General features: G+C 62.8%; 16 protein-coding genes. 3 read left to right on the plus strand and 13 right to left on the minus strand.

The window, feature by feature from the left end:
- The first annotated feature begins 75 nt into the window (after positions 1-75).
- Together gltX and RAM60_RS05930 are read left to right on the plus strand one after the other, a co-directional pair.
- Complete coding sequence (gltX, locus tag RAM60_RS05925) at positions 76-1,536, plus strand: glutamate--tRNA ligase (protein WP_369025173.1); 1,461 nt, start codon at positions 76-78, stop codon at positions 1,534-1,536.
- Positions 1,537-1,546: 10 nt separating this feature from the next.
- Positions 1,547-2,833: a citrate synthase gene (locus tag RAM60_RS05930; RefSeq protein ID WP_369025172.1), complete on the plus strand. Its 1,287-nt coding sequence runs from the start codon at positions 1,547-1,549 to the stop codon at positions 2,831-2,833.
- 51 nt (positions 2,834-2,884) lie between these two features.
- Here the strand turns inward: RAM60_RS05930 and RAM60_RS05935 are convergent, their stop codons facing one another.
- The 4 genes from RAM60_RS05935 to RAM60_RS05950 all read right to left on the minus strand — a co-directional run bounded on the left by RAM60_RS05935 (position 2,885) and on the right by RAM60_RS05950 (position 6,917).
- Entirely contained in the window at positions 2,885-4,333 is a 1,449-nt protein-coding gene (locus RAM60_RS05935; RefSeq protein WP_369025171.1) for a sensor histidine kinase, read from the minus strand.
- A gap of 1 nt (position 4,334) precedes the next feature.
- On the minus strand, positions 4,335-5,300 hold the full coding sequence (locus RAM60_RS05940; protein ID WP_369025170.1) for a hypothetical protein: 966 nt from the start codon (positions 5,298-5,300) through the stop codon (positions 4,335-4,337).
- Positions 5,301-5,335: 35 nt separating this feature from the next.
- Complete coding sequence (locus RAM60_RS05945) at positions 5,336-6,538, minus strand: hypothetical protein (protein WP_510640341.1); 1,203 nt, start codon at positions 6,536-6,538, stop codon at positions 5,336-5,338.
- Positions 6,539-6,611: 73 nt separating this feature from the next.
- Positions 6,612-6,917 carry an Hpt domain-containing protein gene (locus RAM60_RS05950; protein ID WP_200983881.1) on the minus strand — a complete coding sequence of 102 codons (306 nt, stop codon included), beginning with the start codon at positions 6,915-6,917 and terminating at the stop codon, positions 6,612-6,614.
- A gap of 72 nt (positions 6,918-6,989) precedes the next feature.
- Between RAM60_RS05950 and RAM60_RS05955 the strand changes: the two genes are divergently transcribed.
- Positions 6,990-9,608, plus strand: a complete 2,619-nt coding sequence (locus RAM60_RS05955) for a coiled-coil domain-containing protein (RefSeq protein WP_369025168.1) — start codon at positions 6,990-6,992, stop codon at positions 9,606-9,608.
- A gap of 4 nt (positions 9,609-9,612) precedes the next feature.
- Here RAM60_RS05955 and RAM60_RS05960 read toward each other — a convergent pair whose 3' ends face one another.
- The 9 genes from RAM60_RS05960 to RAM60_RS06000 are packed head-to-tail and all read right to left on the minus strand — an operon-like array spanning position 9,613 to position 18,992.
- The gene (locus RAM60_RS05960) at positions 9,613-9,885 is read right to left on the minus strand and encodes a DUF1467 family protein (protein WP_369025167.1); all 273 of its coding nucleotides are present in this window, start codon (positions 9,883-9,885) and stop codon (positions 9,613-9,615) included.
- Between the two features lie 7 nt (positions 9,886-9,892).
- A complete protein-coding gene (locus tag RAM60_RS05965; protein WP_369025166.1) occupies positions 9,893-11,542 on the minus strand; it encodes a ribonuclease J in 1,650 nt (549 codons plus the stop codon).
- On the minus strand, positions 11,539-12,312 hold the full coding sequence (locus RAM60_RS05970; RefSeq protein WP_200983885.1) for a type III pantothenate kinase: 774 nt from the start codon (positions 12,310-12,312) through the stop codon (positions 11,539-11,541). Before RAM60_RS05970 ends, RAM60_RS05965 begins: the two co-directional genes overlap by 4 nt.
- Before the next feature lie 3 nt (positions 12,313-12,315).
- Positions 12,316-13,038, minus strand: coding sequence for a biotin--[acetyl-CoA-carboxylase] ligase (locus tag RAM60_RS05975; protein ID WP_369025165.1), 723 nt, complete (start codon positions 13,036-13,038; stop codon positions 12,316-12,318).
- Positions 13,035-14,498: an NADH-quinone oxidoreductase subunit NuoN gene (nuoN, locus tag RAM60_RS05980; protein ID WP_369025164.1), complete on the minus strand. Its 1,464-nt coding sequence runs from the start codon at positions 14,496-14,498 to the stop codon at positions 13,035-13,037. Before nuoN ends, RAM60_RS05975 begins: the two co-directional genes overlap by 4 nt.
- The gene (locus RAM60_RS05985; RefSeq protein WP_369025163.1) at positions 14,498-16,069 is read right to left on the minus strand and encodes an NADH-quinone oxidoreductase subunit M; all 1,572 of its coding nucleotides are present in this window, start codon (positions 16,067-16,069) and stop codon (positions 14,498-14,500) included. Before RAM60_RS05985 ends, nuoN begins: the two co-directional genes overlap by 1 nt.
- Positions 16,069-18,060, minus strand: a complete 1,992-nt coding sequence (gene nuoL / locus RAM60_RS05990; protein WP_369025162.1) for an NADH-quinone oxidoreductase subunit L — start codon at positions 18,058-18,060, stop codon at positions 16,069-16,071. Before nuoL ends, RAM60_RS05985 begins: the two co-directional genes overlap by 1 nt.
- Positions 18,061-18,066: 6 nt before the next feature.
- Positions 18,067-18,372 (minus strand): NADH-quinone oxidoreductase subunit NuoK, encoded by a 306-nt coding sequence (gene nuoK, locus RAM60_RS05995; protein ID WP_200983890.1) that lies wholly within the window; start codon positions 18,370-18,372, stop codon positions 18,067-18,069.
- Entirely contained in the window at positions 18,369-18,992 is a 624-nt protein-coding gene (locus RAM60_RS06000; protein ID WP_200983891.1) for an NADH-quinone oxidoreductase subunit J, read from the minus strand. The genes nuoK and RAM60_RS06000 overlap by 4 nt, the downstream gene beginning before the upstream one ends.
- Between the last annotated feature and the right edge of the window lie 6 nt (positions 18,993-18,998).

The following is an 18,998-nucleotide window of genomic DNA, read 5'->3' on the forward strand; positions in this document are numbered from 1 at the left end:
TCGTCCGCCTCCCCCATCGGTATCAAGGGCGTCCCCCGCGTCGCCATGTAAGTGTTTGAAAGGAAGCGAGAGACAATGGCAAGCGATAGTGTGAGCGGCGCCGGAAAGACTGCCGGACAGGTCGTCACCCGCTTCGCTCCCTCGCCCACCGGATATCTCCATATCGGCGGTGCGCGCACGGCGCTCTTCAACTGGCTCTATGCCCGCCATCATGGTGGCCGCGTGCTGCTGCGGATCGAGGACACCGACCGCAAGCGCAGCACGCAGGACGCGATCGACAAGATCATCGAAGGGCTCGACTGGCTCGGTCTCGATTTCGACGATGCGCCCATGTTCCAGTCTGATCGCGCGGAGCGTCATGCCGAGGTTGCCCACCAGCTTCTCGCTGCCAGCCATGCCTACAAGTGCTTCGCCACGCCCGAGGAACTGGAGGAAATGCGCCAGCAGCAGCGAGCCGCCAAGCGGCCCTTGCGCTATGACCGCCGCTGGCGCGACCGCGATCCGTCGGAAGCTCCGGCGGGTGCGCCCTACGTTATCCGCCTGAAGGTGCCGACCGAAGGCGCGACCACAATCGACGATGCGGTCCAGGGCAGGATCACCGTCCAGAACAGCGAGATCGACGACTACATCCTGCTGCGTTCGGACGGCACGCCGACCTACATGCTGGCGGTGGTGGTGGACGACCATGACATGGGAGTCACTCACATCATTCGCGGCGACGACCACATCAACAACGCGTTCCGCCAGCTGCCAATCATCCGCGCCATGAACGCCATCGAGGGCAACTGGCCGGATCCGGTCTACGCCCACGTGCCGCTGATCCACGGCCCCGATGGCGCGAAGATGTCGAAGCGTCACGGCGCAGTCGGTGTCGAGGCCTATCGCGACGAGGAAGGCGTGCTTCCCGAGGCGCTTTTCAACTACCTGCTGCGTCTCGGTTGGGGCCATGGCGACCGCGAGGAGATCACCAAGGAGGAAGCCGTCGAGCTTTTCGATCTCGACGGTGTCGGCAAGGGCCCGGCGCGCTTCGACATCAAGAAGCTGCAGAACCTCAACGGTCACTACATCCGCGAGGCCGATGACCGACGCCTGGCGCTGATCGTGGCCGAAAAGATCGGTCCGAAGGCGGATGTGGAATTGCTCACCAGGGCCATGCCCGTCCTGAAGCTGCGTGCGAAGTCCACCAATGAACTTGCTGAAGGTGCTGCATTTCTCTTCGCAAAGCGGCCGCTGACGATGACTGAGAAGGCGGCGGAACTTCTGGACGACAATGCACGGGAACTTCTTTCCGGCCTGTCAAAAATGCTGCACCTGCAAAATGACTGGACAATCGAGGGACTTGAAGCCACTACGAAATCGTATGCGGAGACGCTTGGATTGGGTCTCGGCAAGCTCGCGCAGCCCATGCGCGCAGCATTGACCGGTACGACAACGTCGCCCGGTATTTTCGATGTGCTGGTCCTGCTGGGAAGGGATGAGGCGCTCGCGCGGATCGACGCGCAGGCCCGCTCGGCAGAAGCAGCAAAGGAAGTTTGAGGAGAAACGCGTGGCCGACAAGCAGGCAACTCTCGATCTCGGTGGCACGACCCACCAATTCCCGGTTCTTGAAGGCAGCGTCGGACCCGATGTCATCGACATCCGCAAGCTGTACGGCGAGACCGGCGCATTCACTTACGATCCCGGCTACAAGTCGACCGCGAGCTGCGAGAGCGCGCTGACCTATATCGACGGTGAAGAGGGCGTCCTGCTCCACCGCGGCTATCCGATCGGCCAGCTGGCCGAGCATTCGAGCTTCATGGAGGTCAGCTACCTTCTGCTCAATGGCGAGTTGCCCTCGCAGAAGGAACTGGACGACTTCACCTGGACGATCAGTCGCCATACGATGCTGCACGAGCAGCTTGCGACATTCTATCGCGGCTTCCGTCGCGACGCGCACCCGATGGCCGTGATGTGCGGCGTGGTCGGCGCCCTGTCGGCATTTTATCACGACAGCACCGACATCTCCGATCCGGAGCACCGCAAGATCAGCAGTCACCGCCTGATCGCCAAGATGCCGACGATCGCCGCGATGGCGTACAAGTACTCCATCGGTCAGCCGTTCCTCTATCCGAAGAACGATCTCAGCTACACCGGCAACTTCCTGCGCATGACCTTCGGCGTGCCGGCCGAGGAATACGAAATCCATCCCGCCATCGAGCGTGCAATGGATCGTATCTTCATCCTCCATGCCGACCACGAACAGAACGCGTCGACCTCGACCGTCCGCCTTGCCGGCTCGTCGGGCGCCAACCCCTTCGCCTGTATCGCCGCCGGCATCGCGTGCCTGTGGGGTCCGGCGCATGGCGGTGCCAACGAAGCAGCGCTCAACATGCTGCAGGAGATCGGTTCACCCGATCGCATCCCGCACTACACCGAGCGCGCCAAGGACAAGAACGATCCTTTCCGCCTGATGGGCTTCGGCCACCGCGTCTACAAGAACTACGATCCGCGTGCGACGGTCATGCAGCAGACGCTGCGCGAGGTGTTCGAAGCGCTCAACGTCAATGACCCGGTTTTCGAAACCGCGCTGCGGCTCGAGGAGCTCGCGCTCAGCGACGACTACTTCAAGGAAAAGAAGCTTTTCCCGAACGTCGATTTCTACTCGGGCATCATCCTCAACGCGATCGGTTTCCCGACAACGATGTTCACCGTGCTTTTCGCCCTTGCCCGCACCGTGGGCTGGGTCGCGCAGTGGAACGAGATGATTTCCGATCCCGGCCAGGTCATCGGTCGTCCGCGCCAGCTCTACACTGGTCCGACGGAACGCGATTACGTGCCCATCGGCCAGCGCTGATCGCAAGAGCAGGAAAACGATCAAGGGGTGCTTCGGCGCCCCTTTTTCGTTTCAGCCACCGTTTTCGTCGTCCGCGCGCGGCACATCCTTGCCGGGGCCGTCGCGGATCTCGCCACGCATGTCGTCGGCTGCGGGTACCGAGAGCGTGAACCGCGCGCCCTGCCCCGGCGCACTTTCGACAGTGAGGTCGCCATCCATCGCCCGTGCGATACGACGCGAGATGTAGAGGCCGAGGCCCGAGCCGCCATCGCCGCTGCGGCCAAGACGCTCGAACTTCTCGAACACCTTGGACTGCTGGTTCTGGTCGAGCCCCATGCCCTGGTCGGCCACGGTAATCAGCGCCCGGTTGCCGACCCGGTCGAGACGTATCCAGACCTGGCTCTGATCAGGTGAATAGCGGATCGCATTGCCGACAAGGTTGAGCAGGATCTGCAGGACACGGCGAAACTCGGCGATGGCCAACTGGCTCTCGCCTTCGACCGGCGGCACCAGCGTGATACCCTTCTCCTGCGCACGCACCCCGAGGATGCCACAGGCGCGCCGCGCTACATCGGCCAGCTCTATGCGGTCGGGCGCGGTTACGAATTCGTCCGATTCCACGACTTCCAGGTCCGAAAGATCGTCGATCAGAGCGAGAAGGTGCTGCGCCGCCGTGGCAATGTCTGCGGCATAGGAACTGTATTCATCGGCAATAGGGCCGGCGAGCTTGGTCCGTATGGTCTCGGCATTGGCGATGATGCGATTGATGGGCTGCCGCAGGACCGGCGTCAGGTCGCGACCGAAAGAGGCACCCTCGATCCCGCTGGGCGACGCGCTCTCTCCCGCAACGGGTTCTGGCGAGGATGCCGTGAGGTAGAGCACGAAGCCGGCGCTGCCCGGCTCCATCTGGCCGAGCGGCTCGAGATGGGCAGTCCATTCGCGCAAGGACCCCCCGATTTGGCAGCGAGCGCCGTCGAGAAGCCGCCAATGGAGCGGCTGTTCATGGCTGTTTCCCGGCAGGGTGACGAAGTCTGTCCACGGGCGCCCTATCGCATCGCGCGTCGCCTCGACGAATTGCGCGAGGTCCTGCGCTTCCGTCACGACCGACAGAATGCCTTGCTTGGGGTCCAGACGAGCCGTGCAGTCTGCAAGGTGACGATTGATTTCGACCCGGCGGCGGGCGGCGTCCAGTTCGTTCTCGGGCGGCAGCTCCTCGCTATTCCAGTTGACGACATCGATGGCACAGGCGGCAAAATTGCCTTGCTCATCGAACTCGGGTGCCAATTCGACCCACGCCGTGATCCGGTTATCGCCGTCGACTGCCGAGAACTGGCGCGCGAGGCGCAATCCGTAGTGCCGCGCCTTTTCGACCAGCGACAGCAATTCGGGAACGGCAATGGTTTCGCCAACCCGCCCCCCGCAGGCCTCCTGCAGGCCTGCCAAAGGTTCCTGGGCCTCTACGAGGCGACCTTCGGCATCTGCCCGCCCATGGGCGATATAGCGAGTTCCGACAGTGGCCATCTCAGCTCACCCCCAACGAGCCGGCTTCGGCCAGCAGTTGTGCAGCTTCCGAAGGCGTAATCTCGCCAATCACTCGCTGGGGATCGGCCTGAGGATGCAGTCGCATGACCTCGATTTCCAACTGTTCGCGCGAAAGCCCTGCGGCCCTCAGACCAAGCGCAAGCCTCAAGACCTGCTTCTCGTTGGTGGAGAGGACAGCCATGCCGCGTGACTGTCCGGAACGCGCACCAAGTGCGGTCAGGAAAAGTGCAACGCCCGCGCCCGTTACATCGAGTGCGGCGGTCGCATCGTCGGCCATCCCGGAGACGAGGCGAGCCAGCAGGGCAAGACGATTGGTGCTCTCGTCATAGCCGTTGCGCAGTTTGGCTTCCGCCCGGATCATCGCGTCCGAGCGACGCTGCCCGTTGAAGGAGCGCCAGGCCAGCAGCAGGGCGTGGAACAGGTCGCCGGGCAATTCTGAGAGCGGCAGCTCCATCCGGCGCTGCGCCTGTGCAAAACGCGCTTGTGTTGCCAGCGCAGCCATGGCGGCGCTCGCCTGACTGCTGTCGGGAGAGGCGATCAGCTCCTGCAGCAATGGCGACAACACGGGATCGATCCCGTACTGCTGCTCCATGCGCTCGCTCAGCTGCCACTCGAGCGCAAGCGCATGGCAGTGCGAAAGTATCGCGGGGCTGGCAAAGAAATGTTCGGCAAGATCCTCGCCATGGCGGTCGGCAAAGGCGTCCCTTCCCTTCTCTCCAGTAGCTTCGGCCTGCGCACGCAGGATTTGCCATGCCATGTCGTGGCACATGCCCCGAATACGCGCGACCAGCTCGTCACTGAACAACGAATGGTCGGGTGTCGCCAGGAGATGCGAGAGGATAGGTGCAACGCGTGCGAGCATGGCGTTACCCTGCGCCAATTCATCGCGCAGAGCCGCTGTCCGGGTCTTCTCGCCGGACTCAGGCACGGGGTCGTGCATCTTCATGGGCTTGCACTAGCACTTGCATGGTTAATTCGCCGTTATTCGCCGCTTGTCGGGGCGAAGAAAAGCGACAGCATCACCAATAGCACTAGAACGGCGGTCACCGGCTGCACTATACCGAGGAATGCCGCGGGTAGCAGCAGTAGTGAAAGCGCCACCCGATCACGATATGTCTCGCGAAATCTGAACCTTACCGTGCGGTGGCCAAGCCGGAGCAGGCCGAAAAGGACAACAGGGACGAACAATCGCAGCCATTCGGTATCTTCGGGCGATGCAAGGGCGATAAGGATGGCGAGAACCGGATCGGTCAGCCAGTCGATCGTCCTCGCCAATGCAGAGCGCTTCGCTGCGGCCTGGCCTGCCAGGGCAATTCGCTCGACCGTTTCACCAGCTGAGCCCAGCATGGCCATCAGGGCACCGAAGCCCAGCGCAGTGATCTCCCATCCGAGCAGGGCCAGCGACATGGCTACGACGCCCGAAAGGCCCGCCAAAATGGCAGGTACGCGTGCCCAACGCCCGCCCAGCACGTCCTTCGCCAGTCGCGCTCCAATACGTTCGGATACTGCAAGGCCAGGTGCGGCGAAGCTGGCAGCAGCCGCGTGATCGCGGATCCATTGCTGTTCGCGCTCGTCGAGCTGCTCGGCCGTCGGGTCGAGATGCCACCTGCCCTCGTCAAGGAGGCGCTTCTCTATCGGCTGGATTCGTACCCCCGATTGCAGCGCAATGCGCAACAAGGCCGAAATGACATCCGCGTCAGGTGGAAGTTCCGCCAGCCTTTCGACCGCACTGCCATGCGCGAGGAACACTCCCGCCCAGGCGAATTCGGCGTCGATACGCTCATATCCCAGCGGCACGGCGTCCTCAGCGGGGAAGACCAGCACTGATGGACGCACAGAGTGTTTGAGCACGACCTCGTCGGCGGGAAGCAGTCCCGCACCCACAACGAATATCTCGTCCGCGGCCGATACAAGTCCGGAAAGTGGGCGGGTTTCCTGCATGGCGACGAAACGGACGCCTGCGGCTTCGGCGCGTTTCTGGGCCTCGATCACTTCGCGCCCGATTCCATCGACGAGGCAAGCAATCGTCCCGCAATCGGCAGCCAGGGCGAGGTCGACCTGCCTTTCGATGATCCGCGAACCTGCAAAATGGCGGAATGCAGGCCGAATCCGTCCCAACGCGGGCGAATGGTCTAGTGTGGACAAGAGGGCGACGCGCAAGTCGTGCTCCGGCAGCTTCTTCAACGACCCGTGGTGGTGTTTGCCGGTGTTCTAAGTATCCAGAGGCACAAGAGCCAGCCCAAAGGCGGCCTTACCCTCAGGCTTCGATGCGCAACTCGGTCACCAGTTCGGCCAGCCTCGTCAGGATCGTAGGCTCACCGGGGGCAGCACTCTGCGCATCATCGGCCAACTGGCGCAGTTCCTCGACATGGAAACTTCCGGCAATGGCGTGGAGCCTTTGCGCGGCAACGCTCCAGTTGCCGTCGCAACGGGCGCGGCGCAGCAGGTCCAGCTGCCGCTCCACGCTCTCGACAAAAGCAGCACGCAGCTCGGCCTGCAGCGCCGGGTCATCACCGGATGCTGCGCCAAGCGCCGCGAGAAAGGGTCCCTGCTGGTAAGTCATTGGTCGCAAACCATGCCAGCCAAAGAGTTAAAGTGGGTTTAAGCATGTCGTTTTCGTGATAGCTTCACGCTCATGAGAAAGCGCTCACTGATCCAGGCCGTCTCCGATGGGGACTCGTCGTCAACCGATGAAATCCTTCTTACCGAGGAGGTTGTCGAGGAAACCTCAGACGATATCTACGAGGCGACGGAGGTTTGGGAGGAGGAAAAGGAAACGCCTTCTCGGCAGTGGATTGCCCCTACGGTCGCAATCGTGGCCATCGCCGCATGGACCGCTTTCTACGTCTGGGCAAACAGTGCCGCGATGTTCGCAGGTGCGACCGCCCAGGAATGGAGTGGCTGGATTACCTCTTGGGCAATTCCCGTTCTGCTGGTTGTTTCATTGTGGCTCCTCGCTATGCGCAACTCTACCCGCGAGGCCCAACGTTACGGCGAGGTAGCCTTGTCGCTGCGCGAAGAATCGGCGCGGCTCGAGGAACGACTCGTCACTGTGAACCGCGAACTCAGCCTGGCGCGTGAATTCCTGACCTCGCAGACGCGCGATCTCGAATACCTCGGCCGATCGGCCTCCGAACGGATTTCCGAGAATGCCGATCGCCTCCAGGGCCTTATCAGGCACAATGGTGAGCAGGTCGACGCCATCGCCAAGGTCAGCGAAACCGCGCTCGAGAACATGGACCGGCTGCGTGACAACCTCCCGGTCCTCGCCAATTCCGCGAAAGACGTCTCGAACCAGATCGGCAGTGCCGGACGGACCGCCAAGTCGCAGGTCGACGAATTGATCGAAGGCTTCAAGCGCCTCAACGACTTTGGAGCCGCGAGCGAACGCCAGGTTACTTCGCTGCGCACTCGCGTCGATGAAGCGCTTGAAGCGTTCACCGATCAGACCGAACAGCTGGGCACCGTCGCCGACGCACGCTTTGCCACCTTGCGCGAACAGAGCGAGGTTTTCCGTGCCGACCTCGACAGCCGCGAAGTCGATGCCCTCGCTTCGATCCGCGCGCGCGCCGATGCGCTTCGTGCCGAACTGGAATCGGCGCGCGTGGCTGCCGATGCGGAACACGAGGCCGCGCTCGCTACCCTGCGCGAACGCATCCAGAGCCTACAGCTGGAATCCACACGCATCTCTATCGGTGTGAGAGACGGCGAGAAGGCGGCTATCGAAGCGTGGGGCAGTCAGGTCGACGCGATGGCCCACCGTCTTCGCGAAGCTATCGAGGAAATCCGCAAGATCGACGAATCCGCCTTGGTTGCCGCCAACGCCAAGCTCAAGGCGTTGTTCGAGGAGGCAACTGCGGTCGATGAGCGGATCACCGAGCGCAACCGCGCCTTCGACGAACAGAATGCTAAGCGTCGGGTCGAACTCGAGGAGGCCGAGCAGGCGGCCATCGCCGCGATGCGTTCGCGCCTCGAGACTCTCGACGCCGCGCTCGAGGATCGCCAGCGCTCGCATTCCGAAAGCGCCCAGGCGCTCGTGCGTGAAGGCGAAAACCTCACGGCCCGCCTGGCCGAGCTGGGTACGAGCTTTGCCAAGGCCGAAAGCCAAGGCCGCGAAGCCAGCGGTGCGATCGCCGAAAGCGTGGACGCACTGAACGCTAAGCTGTCGGAAAGCCGCGAGGCACTCGATGGCACAGACATGGCGGTTGCCGCACTTACCGACGCAAGCGTGCGACTTCTCGAACTCATCCAGGCGAGTGCCAAGCAGGGTCGCGAAATCCTGCCCGAAGCAATGGCATCGAGCGAACAGCGCCTCACTGCAATCGAAACACGCGCCCGGGATATCAAGGCTCTCCTCGAAACTGCCGGCGCTGCGGGCTCCGATGCTGCGGCAAGCATGGAGCTGACCGACCAGCGGGCCCGCTCCGCAATTGCTGAAATCGAGGCATTCCAGTCCCGGTTCGCCGAAACCGCAACCGCGCAAATTGGCAGCATCGAGCGCTTGCGAGACAGCGTTTCTGCACTGGGCAGCGAGAATGAGGCCGTTGCCGAAAGAGCCAAGAACGAACTGCGCGCAGCGATCGAACAACTCGAAAGCAGCGCTCGCGACGCGATTGCGGCGATCGAGACCGAGCAGGGGGATCGCCTTGCGAAGATCGCCGACCGTGTCGGCGAACAAAGCGCGCAGGCCATCGATCGCGCGCTGGCCGAACATACCGAACAGGCGCTGGGCAAGATCGACGAGGCGACGGCCCGTTCGACCAATGCTGGTCGTGAAACAATCCGTATGATGCGCGACCAGCTGGCCAAGGTGAACGAGCTGACCGGCAATCTGGAAAGCCGCATTGCGCAGGCACGCGAACGTGCGAGCGAGGAGGTCGGGAACGACTTTTCGCGCCGTGTGGCGCTAATTACCGAGAGCCTGAACTCGAATGCCATTGACATCGCCAAGGCGCTGAGCACCGAGGTAACCGACACCGCCTGGGCGAGCTACCTGCGTGGGGATCGCGGCATCTTCACTCGCCGTGCGGTACGACTGCTGGACAACACCGAGGCGCGCGAGATTGCCGAGCTTTACGACACCGACCACGATTTCCGCGAGCATGTCAGCCGCTACATCCATGACTTCGAATCGATGCTGCGCACCATGCTTTCGACCCGCGACGGTCACGCGCTGAGCGTGACGCTGCTGTCGAGCGACATGGGCAAGCTCTACGTGGCGATGGCGCAGGCACTGGAACGCCTGCGGCAGTAGAACCTCAGCGGGCGTCGGGACCGAAGAAGATCAGGTCCTGCGGGACGATCCAGCCATTGATGTAATTGAGGACGTAGGCGGTTGTCAGAACCGCCGCGATTATCATTGCGCGCAGCATCAGGCGGCCCGGACGAAAATCGACCGGCGCGCTATCGGCCTGTCCGGGGATCTTTTCCACGCCGACCTCGTCATGGGTTTTCACCCCGAACGGCAGCAGCAGGAATGCGCTGAAGACGAGGAAGAGAAAATAGATCGCGAGGATACTGGTCCACTGCATGGCCGGCTCACATGTTGGGGAGGATGACGCGAACCTGCGGACGCTTGCCCGACCAGCGCTGTGCCGCACGGCGGGCCGCGAGCCTTGCCGCTTCGTGGATCGATCCCGGCTCCTTGCGGTCCTTGCCCTTCAGCTTGCCGAGCGCCTCGCTGATGTCGTTCTGTGCCTCCGCGATGAACTCGGGATAGTCCTCGTCCAGCGGGAGGCCGAGGCTGTCGATGCGAGGGTTGAGATTGCCGTCGAGCGCCACGATAACCACACCTTCGCGCATGATCCGGCGCCGCATGGCAATCGCTTCACCGTCTGCCGGCACGATGATGTCGCCGTCCAGGACGAGCCGCCCTGCCCTTACCTCGGCAATCTTGCCTGGCGCCCCCGGCGCGAGGCGTACGAGATCGCCGTTCTGCTGCACGACCTGCGCCGGGATTCCCGTCGATTTTCCGAGTCGTCCCTGCTCCTGCATGTGGCGCATCTCGCCATGAACGGGCACGAGGATGTCGGGGCGCAGCCATCCGTAGAGCGCCTCAAGTTCCGGTCGCCCAGGGTGACCCGAAACATGGATCATGCTCTGCCGGTCGGTGACCATGGTAATGCCGCGAGCGGCCAGACGGTTCTGGACTACGCCGATGGAGATTTCATTGCCCGGGATCTGCCGGCTGGAAAACAGCACGACATCGCCTGCGGATAGCTCGAGCGGATGGTTCTCCTCGGCGATGCGGGCAAGCGCGGCTCTTGGCTCGCCCTGCCCGCCTGTGGCGAGGATCAGCACTTCGCCACGCGGCAGGCGCATGGCCGTGTCGAAGTCGACCGGTTCGGGGAAATCGGTGAGATAGCCATTGTCCTGCGCCACCTCGATGATGCGGTCGAGCGATCGCCCTGCGACGCAGACCTTGCGCCCGGTCTCTCGCGCAACCTCGCCCAGAGTCTGGAGACGAGCGACATTGCTGGCGAAAGTCGTGACCAGCACGCGCTTCCCCGAGTGCCTCCCGACTTCCTCAAGCAGGCCCTTGTAGACGGCACCTTCCGAGCCGCTCGGAGCCGGATTGAAGACATTGGTGCTGTCGCAGACCAGCGCCAGAACACCCTCGTCGCCGATGGCAGTGAGTTCTTCCTCGGTGGTTGGCTCGCCGATTATGGGATCTTCGTCGAGCTTCCAGTCGCCGGTATGGAAGATGCGGCCGTGGGGCGTTTCGATCAGTAGAGCATTGCCCTCGGCGATCGAGTGCGCGAGCGGGATATAGGTGATGCCAAACGGACCCACCTGGAAAGAACCGTGATCGTCCTCGATCACATGGAGTTCGATGTCTTCGGCGATCCCCGCTTCCTCGAGCTTGCGCATGACCAGGTCAGCCGTGAACGGCGTCGCGTAGATCGGCACGCCGAGGTCGACGGCAAAATAGGGCACGGCGCCGATGTGGTCCTCGTGTGCATGGGTCAGGACGATGGCGTCGAGCTTGTCCGAGCGCTCCTCGATGAACTCCAGGTCGGCGAAAACGAGATCAACGCCAGGATACTGGTCACCCGAGAAGGTCATACCGAGATCCACCATGATCCAGCGGCCCTGGCAGCCGTAAAGGTTCACGTTCATGCCGATCTCGCCCGACCCGCCGAGGGCCAGGAACAGCAGTTCGTCTTCCGGGGTGAAATCTTCCTTCAAGCGCAGCGCTCCGCAAGGATGGCCAGCCCGTCCAAAGTCAGGTCGCTGTCGACTTCGTCAAACAGCTCGGTGTGCTCGTCGAACAGGAGGGCAAGACCTCCCGTTGCGACAACCTTTGCCGGACGACCGATTTCCTTCTTCATTCGCTCGATGAGTCCTTCGATCAAGGCGACATAGCCCCAGAACACCCCGATCAGCATCTGGTCTTCGGTGTTGCGGCCAATGACCGAGTTACTGGTCGGTTTCTGGATGGCGATCCGCGGCAGCTTTGCGGTATTTCCGACCAGCGCATCGAGTGAAAGGTTGATGCCGGGTGCAATGATGCCGCCCTTGTAGGCACCCTTGAAATCGACGGCATCAAAGGTCGTCGCAGTGCCGAAATCGACCACAATGAGGTCGCCCTCCCACTTCTTGTGCGCGGCGATGGCATTGAGCGCGCGATCTGCACCAAGCGAACTCGGCAGATCGACGTCGATCTCGATCCCCCATTCGGCCCTGCCCTGCCCCGCGATCAGCGGCGTTACGTCGAAGTATTTCTCGGCCAGAACGGTGAGATTGTGGATTGAACGCGGGACGACGGAACCGATGATGATCTGGGTCACGTCCTCGCGCGAATAGCCTTCGATTTCGAGCAGCTGGAGCAGCCACACTGCGTATTCGTCGCCTGTTCGGCGCGGATCCGTGGCGATGCGCCAGCGGGTCTTGATCTCGCGCCCGTCAAATAGGGCGAAGACCACGTTGGTATTGCCGACATCGGCTGCGAGCAGCATCGCCTATCTCTCCTCGGTAGCGAGCATCACGTCACCGGCGTGGATGGCACGGGTTGAGCCATCCGCCAAGCGCAGCATCAGCGAACCGTCAGGGGCGAGGCCCGCAAATGTGCCGTGGAGTGGCCCTTCGCCGGGCGGATGGACGGTCAGCGCCGTCCCCGGCGGATGCGCAACGCTTTCCCAACGTCGGACCAGTGGTTCGATGCCATAGGTCCGCCAGCGTTCCAGTTCGCGGTCGAAAGCGGTCGCAAGGTTGGCGGCGAACCCATCGCGATCTGGTGCCGGACCAAGCGCCGAAAGCGCCACCGTGCGGCGGTCCGGCAGCTCAGGGGCCCGGGCAAGATTGATGCCCATGCCGACGATGATGGCGTCGCCTTCGCGCTCGAGCAGGATACCTGCAAGCTTCGCTCCGCCGAGAAAAAGGTCATTGGGCCACTTCAGTTGCAGTGCACCGGGCTCGACGAGGTAAGGCACGACCGCCTCATACGCCGCCAGCCCCGCCACGAGCGCAAGCGACGCCGGCGCCGGATCACGGCTCCCGAGGCGCACGACGGTCGAGCCCATGAAATTGCCTGTCCCGTCGAACCAGGTCCGTCCCTGGCGTCCTCTGCCCGCAACCTGCCGGTCGGTGACGAGCCAGTCGCCTTCGCGCACTGCCTCGCCAGCACGCAATTGCGCGACGAGGTCCGAATTGGTCGAGCCGGTTTCGACGAGTGTGCGGATCACATCGCGAGCGTGAAGGATGCCGCTGCCTGCGCTGCCCAATTGCCGAGCGGGATCGTCAGCAGATAGCCGAGCGGCGAAATGACCGCGACGCTAAGGCCCAGTACAACCCAGTGACTGATCGGGCTTTCGGTCTCCACCTCGCGCGTCGGTTCGTCGAAAAACATCACCTTGATGAACTTGAGGTAGTAGAACGCGCCGATCACGCTCGCCGCGATACCGATGGCAGCGAGCGGGACGAGATTGGCCTGCACGGCAGCCTGGAACACAACGAACTTGCCCCAGAAGCCGAACAGCGGCGGGATACCGGCAAGGCTGAACATCAGCGCGAGCAGGCACCATGCGAGCGCCGGACGCTTGGTCGAGAGGCCGGAAATGTCGGCAAAGGTCTCCAGCTGGTTACCCATCGGATCGCGCAGCATGAGAAGCGCAGTGAAGCTGCCGACGGTCATTGCAACGTAGATCGCGAGATAGGTGAGCACTGCTGCGGTGCCTGCAGGCGTCGCCGCGGCAAGGCCGACAAGGATGAAGCCGACGTTATTGATCGACGAATAGGCGAGCAGTCGCTTCAGGTTCTGCTGGCCGATCGCACCCAGCGCGCCGACCACGATCGAGGCCAGCGAGGCGAAGATCACGATCTGGCGCCAGCTGTCGACCTCGCCCGCGAAAGGCTCCATCGCCATGCGCACCAGCATCCCCATTGCCGCGACCTTGGGGGCGCTGGCGAAGAATGCCGTAACCGGCGTCGGGGCGCCCTCGTATACGTCCGGGGTCCACATGTGGAACGGCACCGCGCTGACCTTGAAGGCAAGCCCGGCAAGCACGAACACGACACCGAACAGCGCGCCGGTCGAGAACTGTGTCTCGAAAGCAGCGCGAATGCCCTCGTAATTGGTGCTTCCGGTGAAACCGTAGATCAGGCTCACGCCATATAGGATGATGCCCGAGGCCAGAGCGCCGAGGACGAAGTACTTGAGGCCTGCCTCGTTCGAGCGGGCATCCTGCTTGAGGAAGCTCGCCAGCACGTAGCTCGACAGGCTCGACATCTCGAGACCGATATAGAGCGTCATCAGGTCGGTGGCGGAAACCATCATGCCCATGCCGATGGCATTGAAGAGCATCAGCACCGGGTATTCGGCCCGATAGGCATTGCCCTGCGCAAAGAAGCGCGGGGTAACGACCAGCACGGCAGCGGTCGCAACGTAGATGAGGATCTTGGCAAAGCTGCCAAACGCGTCCGCACGATAGAGGTCGCCGAACGCGCGGCCTGCGACTTCGCCGGTTGCGAGATCGAACAGGTGCGCGCTGAAGACGGTGGCGCCGAGCAAGGCAACTACGGTCGCTGCGGTCACGGCGCGCGCGGTCTTCGTGCCACCCCATGCCGCAACGAGCAGCAATGCGAGCCCCGTGAGCGAGAGGCCGACTTCGACGCCGGTGAAGTAGAGCGAGCTAGCGTACGACATCAGTGCGCTCCCTCCTCGGCTGCGGCGGGTTCGCCATGGGTCTCACCATGCGAGGCGGCAATGTAATTGGCATTATGCTCTTTCGGAGTGCCGACCTTGTTGTCGGAATCGAAGTCGGGTGCAGCGCGAGCGATGCGCGCCTCGAGCGCGAAGATGTCCTGGCGCATCGGCGCGAGGAAGCTTTCCGGATAGACGCCCATCCACAGCACCGCTGCTGCGATCGGGGCAAGCATGGCCCATTCACGTGCATTCAGGTCGAGCATGCGCGCAGCATCGTCGTTGACCTGCGCCCCGAAGGCCACGCGGCGATAGAGGTACAGCATGTAGGCGGCACCAAGGATGATGCCGGTGGTGCAAACCAGCGTCACGAAGGTCGAAACCTTGTAGATACCGGCCAGCGCGAGGAATTCGCCGACGAAGTTGCTCGTGCCCGGAAGGCCGACCGAGGCCATGGTGAAGAGCATGAAGAACAGCGCGTACCTTGGCATGTTGATCGCCAGCCCGCCGTAGCGCGAGATCTCTCGGGTGTGCAGGCGGTCGTAGATCACGCCGACGCAGAGGAAGAGCGCACCAGACACCAGGCCGTGACCGAGCATGACCATCATCGCGCCTTCGAGGCCCTGCGAATTGAAGGCGAACAGGCCGACGGTCACGATCGCCATGTGCGCGACCGAGGAATAGGCGATGAGCTTCTTCATGTCGTGCTGCACCAGCGCGACGAGTGAGGTGTAAACCACCGCAATCATCGACAGGGCGAAGATGAGCCATGCGAACTGCGCGGAGGCATCGGGGAACATCGGCAGGCTGAAGCGGATGAAACCGTATCCGCCCAGCTTCAACAGGACGCCCGCCAGGATCACCGAACCTGCGGTCGGCGCCTGCACGTGGGCGTCGGGGAGCCAGGTGTGGACCGGCCACATCGGCATCTTCACCGCGAAGCTGGCGAAGAAGGCCAGCCACAGCCACGTTTGCGCCTGCGGGCTGAAGTCGTAGTTGAGCAGCGTCGGGATGTCGGTGGTGTTCGCCTCGTTCACCATCCACATCATCGCGATCAGCATCAGCACCGAACCGAGCAGCGTGTAGAGGAAGAACTTATACGAGGCGTAGATGCGGTTATCGCCGCCCCACACGCCGATGATCAGGTACATCGGGATCAGGCCGGCCTCGAAGAAGATGTAGAACAGGAACATGTCCTGCGCGGCGAAAACGCCGATCATCAGCACTTCCATCAGCAGGAAGGCGGCCATGTATTCGCCCACCCGCTTGGTGATCGCGTCCCAGCTTGCAAGGATGCAGATCGGCATCAGGAAAACGCTGAGCATGATCAGCATCAGCGCGATGCCATCGATGCCGAGGGCGTAGCTGAAGCCTGCGAAAATCTCGGCCCGCTCGGTGAACTGCCACTGCGCGCCGCCGATGTCGTAGTTCAGCCACAGCAGGATGCCGAGCGCGAGGTCGAACAGGGTCGCGCCCAGCGCCACCATGCGCGCGCTCTGCGCACCCAGGAAAAGACAGGCAATGGCACCGGCAAGCGGAACCGCGAGCATCAGAGAGAGGATGGGGAACTCCATCAGAACAGCACCCAGGTGATCGCGGCGACGAGCCCGAGGAGCATCACCAGCGCATAGCTATAGAGATATCCGGTCTGGAACTTGTGTGCTCCGATCGAGCCCTGCTCGACCACCCAGGCAATGCCGTTGGGGCCGAAGCGGTCGATCGTGCCGATATCGCCGAGTTTCCAGAACTGGCGGCCCAGCCAGAAGGCGGGGACGACGAAGAGATAGTGGTAGAGCTCGTCGAAATACCACTTGTTGTAGAGGAAGCGGTACACCGGACCGAGTTGCTCCACGGCCTTGCCCGGGATGCTGGTGTCCTTGATATAGGCCATCCAGGCGGTGAACAGGCCGAGCAGCATGACGATTGTCGCCGCCAGCTTCACCCACAGCGGAACGCCATGCATCGCGTGCATCAGGCCTTCGTTGTAGAAAATCGATCCGCCCCAGAATTCGGGGCTTTCGAGGAAGTAGGGGCTGAAAACCCAACCCGCGAACACTGCACCCAGGCTGAGTATGCCCAGCGGGATCAACATGGTCAGCGGGCTTTCGTGCGGGTGGTAGCCGCCGGTAGTGTCTTCTCCCGCCTCTTCAGGCGTCTTGTGGACGCTGTGCTGGATATGCTCGCTCTCGATCCAGCGCGGCTTGCCCCAGAAGGTGAGGAACATCAGGCGCCAGCTGTAGAAGCTGGTCAGAAGTGCAGCGAAGGCGCCCATCCAGAAGGCGAAATTGCCCAGCTCGGTACCGCGCGCGAACGCGGCTTCGAGGATCGCATCCTTCGAATGGAAGCCGGCGAACCCCGCATGGATCCAGTAAATGCCGACGCCGGTGATCGCCAGCGTGCCGGCCATCATCGCCCAGAAGGTCAGAGGGATATGCTTACGCAGGTCGCCGTAATAGCGCATGTCCTGTTCGTGGTGCATCGCGTGGATGACCGAGCCGGCACCGAGGAACAGCAGCGCCTTGAAGAAGGCGTGCGTGAACAGGTGGAACATGGCCGCGCCATAGGCACCGACGCCCGCGGCAAAGAACATGTAGCCGAGCTGCGAGCAGGTCGAATAGGCGATGACGCGCTTGATGTCCCACTGCGTCGTGCCGACGGTCGCGGCAAAGATACAGGTGGCGGCGCCGACGAAGGTCACCATCGAGAGTGCGACGGGCGCCGTCTCGAACATCGGCGACAGGCGGCAGACCATGAACACGCCTGCGGTCACCATGGTCGCGGCGTGGATCAGCGCGGACACTGGCGTCGGGCCTTCCATGGCATCCGGGAGCCATGTGTGGAGGCCCAGCTGCGCCGACTTGCCCATCGCGCCGATGAACAGCAGGATACACAGCACATCCATCGTGTGGACGCGGTAGCCGAGGAAGCCGATGGTCGCCCCGCTCATGCCGGGCGCAGCCTCGAGGATCGCAGGGATCGACACCGTGCCGAACACCCAGAAGGTGCCGAATATGCCCATCATGAAGCCGAGGTCGCCGACGCGGTTGACCACGAAGGCCTTGATCGCGGCGGCGTTGGCGCTGGGCTTCTTGAACCAGAAGCCGATCAGCAGGTAGCTCGCGAGGCCCACGCCTTCCCAACCGAAGAACATTTGGACGAGGTTGTCGGCGGTCACCAGCATGAGCATGGCGAAGGTGAAGAGCGAGAGGTAGGCGAAGAACCGCGGCTGGTCCGGGTCTTCCTCCATGTAGCCCCAGCTATAGAGGTGGACGAGCGCCGAAACTGTGGTGATGACTACCAGCATGACCGCGGTCAGCGTGTCGACACGCAGAGCCCAGTCGAAGGCAAGATCGCCCGATGCCACCCACTTGAGTACGGGCACTACGGTCGGTTCGTAGGTTCCGCCAACGAAGCCGAGGAAGATCGGCCAGCTCAGCCCACAGCTGAGGAACAGAGCGCCGGTCGTCAGCCCCTTGGTGAAGACGCTGGGCGCGGACTTGTTGACCAGCCCGCCGACGATTGCGGCGAGCAGCGGCAGGAAGACGATTGCGATGATCAGATGCACCGTGGCTTACCCCTTCAGCCGGTCGACGTCGTCGACCGCGATGGTGCCGCGGCCACGGAAATAGATGACAAGGATGGCAAGCCCGACGGCTGCCTCGCCCGCTGCCACGGTCAGCACGAACATGGCGAAGACCTGGCCGACAAGATCGCCAAGGAAGGCGCTGAAGGCGACGAGGTTGATGTTCACGCTGAGCAGGATCAGCTCGATCGCCATCAAGATGACGATGATGTTCTTGCGGTTGAGGAAGATGCCCAGCACGCCGAGCACGAACAGGATCGCGCTGACGAAGACATAGTGTTCGATGCCGATCACAGCTCGACCCCCTGCCCGATTTCGGGCTGCTTCATGACGGTTGCTTCCTCGGGCCGGCGCCGGACCTGCTTGGAAATGTCCTGCTGGCCGCGCGCGCCATCGGGGCGCTGGCGGTGGGTGAGGACGATCGCGCCGACCATTGCGACGAGCAGGATGATCCCGGCCGCCTCGAACAGGAACAGGTAGTCGCGGTAGAGGACCGCACCGATGCTCTCGATATTCGCACGGTCGGCAATGGGTGCGGCAGCGCCGCTGGCAGTGCCGAGTTCGAGCGCGCCGATCTTGTAGGCGCCGATGCCGACCAGCAGTTCGACCAGCAGGACCAAGGCAATGGCGATCCCGAGCGGAAAGTTCTTCACGAAGCCTGCCCGCATCTCCGAAAAGTCGATGTCGAGCATCATGACCACGAAGAGGAAAAGCACCGCGACTGCGCCGACGTAGACGATGACCAGCAGCGCAGCGATGAACTCAGCGCCGACGAGGACCATCAGCCCCGCCCCGTTGAAGAAGGCGAGGATCAGCCACAGTACTGAATGCACCGGGTTACGCGCCGTGATCACCATAACCGCGCTGGCGGTCACCATGACGGCGAAGAGATAGAAGGCGAGCGTCTGGATCATTGGCGC

The organism is Qipengyuania sp. RANM35 (genome assembly GCF_041021145.2).
GTDB classification, from domain to species: Bacteria; Pseudomonadota; Alphaproteobacteria; order Sphingomonadales; family Sphingomonadaceae; genus Qipengyuania; species Qipengyuania soli.

Coding starts and splice junctions, on each gene's coding strand:
- gltX (WP_369025173.1), top strand. CDS start 76: ATGGCAAGCGATAGTGTGAGCGGCGCCGGAAAGACTGCCGGACAGGTC.
- RAM60_RS05935 (WP_369025171.1), bottom strand. CDS start 4,333: ATGGCCACTGTCGGAACTCGCTATATCGCCCATGGGCGGGCAGATGCC.
- RAM60_RS05940 (WP_369025170.1), bottom strand. CDS start 5,300: ATGAAGATGCACGACCCCGTGCCTGAGTCCGGCGAGAAGACCCGGACA.
- RAM60_RS05950 (WP_200983881.1), bottom strand. CDS start 6,917: ATGACTTACCAGCAGGGACCCTTTCTCGCGGCGCTTGGCGCAGCATCC.
- RAM60_RS05955 (WP_369025168.1), top strand. CDS start 6,990: ATGAGAAAGCGCTCACTGATCCAGGCCGTCTCCGATGGGGACTCGTCG.
- RAM60_RS05960 (WP_369025167.1), bottom strand. CDS start 9,885: ATGCAGTGGACCAGTATCCTCGCGATCTATTTTCTCTTCCTCGTCTTC.
- RAM60_RS05970 (WP_200983885.1), bottom strand. CDS start 12,312: ATGCTGCTCGCAGCCGATGTCGGCAATACCAACGTGGTCTTCGCCCTA.
- nuoN (WP_369025164.1), bottom strand. CDS start 14,498: ATGTCGTACGCTAGCTCGCTCTACTTCACCGGCGTCGAAGTCGGCCTC.
- RAM60_RS05985 (WP_369025163.1), bottom strand. CDS start 16,069: ATGGAGTTCCCCATCCTCTCTCTGATGCTCGCGGTTCCGCTTGCCGGT.
- RAM60_RS06000 (WP_200983891.1), bottom strand. CDS start 18,992: ATGATCCAGACGCTCGCCTTCTATCTCTTCGCCGTCATGGTGACCGCC.